The organism is Brachybacterium sp. ACRRE, assembly GCF_022346485.1.
GTDB classification, from domain to species: Bacteria; Actinomycetota; Actinomycetes; order Actinomycetales; family Dermabacteraceae; genus Brachybacterium; species Brachybacterium halotolerans.
In genome coordinates this window covers 1-2089 of the sequence record NZ_JAKRMO010000125.1, presented here as the reverse complement: position 1 = coordinate 2089, position 2089 = coordinate 1, and the positions used below count along the sequence as shown (strand labels likewise).

At 57.7% G+C, this 2089-nt stretch carries 2 rRNA genes; both read right to left on the bottom strand.

Features of this window, described 5'->3' with window-relative positions:
• Positions 1-429 (bottom strand): 23S ribosomal RNA (locus MHY49_RS18880); the annotation flags it as partial.
• A 368-nt stretch (positions 430-797) separates the two neighbouring features.
• A 16S ribosomal RNA gene (locus MHY49_RS18875) occupies positions 798-2089 on the bottom strand; the annotation flags it as partial.

Below are 2089 nucleotides of genomic sequence, written 5' to 3'. Positions count from 1 at the left end.
CCACTTTCGTCTACGGGAGTCACACCCTCTACGCCACCGCACTCACCACGGCTTCGACTAGCAGCATGCCAAACGTCGACCCTCCGGCAGAAGAATCAGACACGTCCCAACAACCCCGAACCTGCAACCCCTGCCGGGTATCACACAGATCCGGTTTAGCCACCTCCGCTTTCGCTCGCCACTACTCACGGAATCACTATTGTTTTCTCTTCCTGTGGGTACTGAGATGTTTCACTTCCCCACGTTCCCTCCACACCACCTATACATTCAGTGGCGGGTACCAGAGCATGACCCCTGGTGGGTTTCCCCATTCGGACATCCCCGGATCACAGGTCGGTTGTCACCTCCCCGAGGCTTATCGCAGACTCCTACGTCCTTCATCGGCTCCTCGTGCCCAGGCATTCACCGTGCGCCCTTGAAGACTTAGGCAACACAAAAAATATCACAAAGACACTAAAAATTGCTTACAAGATGCTCGCGTCCACTATGCAGTTCTCAAAAAACAACCCCACACCACCACACCCAACCACCAGGCCAGATGCAACGGGGAGGACCAGCCACACACCCACACCCCCACAACAAGGGGGCAGGGCTGCGTGCAGCCTCAAAACCCAATAGCGTGCCTCCACCTCAAACCCACCAGCCAGACCATCCGTTCCATCCCCCAAAAGAGGAGTACTACGACCGTCACGCGACCAGCGAGCGAAGCGCCCATCCGTTGATGTTCCACCCATGAGCAACCACCCCCACCACGAACGGGCAGGCAAGCGGCCACCAATACTGGTGATGCTCCTTAGAAAGGAGGTGATCCAGCCGCACCTTCCGGTACGGCTACCTTGTTACGACTTAGTCCCAATCACCGATCCCACCTTCGACGGCTCCCCCCACAAGGGATGGGCCACCGGCTTCGGGTGTTACCGACTTTCGTGACTTGACGGGCGGTGTGTACAAGGCCCGGGAACGTATTCACCGCAGCGTTGCTGATCTGCGATTACTAGCGACTCCGACTTCATGGGGTCGAGTTGCAGACCCCAATCCGAACTGAGACCGGCTTTTTGGGATTCGCTCCACCTCACAGTATCGCAACCCATTGTACCGGCCATTGTAGCATGCGTGAAGCCCAAGACATAAGGGGCATGATGATTTGACGTCGTCCCCACCTTCCTCCGAGTTGACCCCGGCAGTCTCCCATGAGTCCCCACCATCACGTGCTGGCAACATGGAACGAGGGTTGCGCTCGTTGCGGGACTTAACCCAACATCTCACGACACGAGCTGACGACAACCATGCACCACCTGTGCACCAGTCCAAAGAAGGCCACATCTCTGCAGCTGTCCAGTGCATGTCAAGCCTTGGTAAGGTTCTTCGCGTTGCATCGAATTAATCCGCATGCTCCGCCGCTTGTGCGGGCCCCCGTCAATTCCTTTGAGTTTTAGCCTTGCGGCCGTACTCCCCAGGCGGGGCACTTAATGCGTTAGCTACGGCGCGGAAAACGTGGAATGTTCCCCACACCTAGTGCCCAACGTTTACGGCATGGACTACCAGGGTATCTAATCCTGTTCGCTCCCCATGCTTTCGCTTCTCAGTGTCAGTAATGGCCCAGAGACCTGCCTTCGCCATCGGTGTTCTTCCTGATATCTGCGCATTTCACCGCTACACCAGGAGTTCCAGTCTCCCCTACCACACTCTAGCCTGCCCGTACCCACCGCACGCCCGAGGTTGAGCCTCGGGTTTTCACGGCAGACGCGACAAGCCACCTACAAGCTCTTTACGCCCAATAATTCCGGACAACGCTTGCGCCCTACGTATTACCGCGGCTGCTGGCACGTAGTTAGCCGGCGCTTCTTCTGCAGGTACCGTCACTCTCGCTTCTTCCCTGCTGAAAGAGGTTTACAACCCGAAGGCCGTCATCCCTCACGCGGCGTCGCTGCATCAGGCTTTCGCCCATTGTGCAATATTCCCCACTGCTGCCTCCCGTAGGAGTCTGGGCCGTGTCTCAGTCCCAGTGTGGCCGGTCGCCCTCTCAGGCCGGCTACCCGTCAACGCCTTGGTGAGCCACTACCTCACCAACAAGCTGATAGGCCGCGAG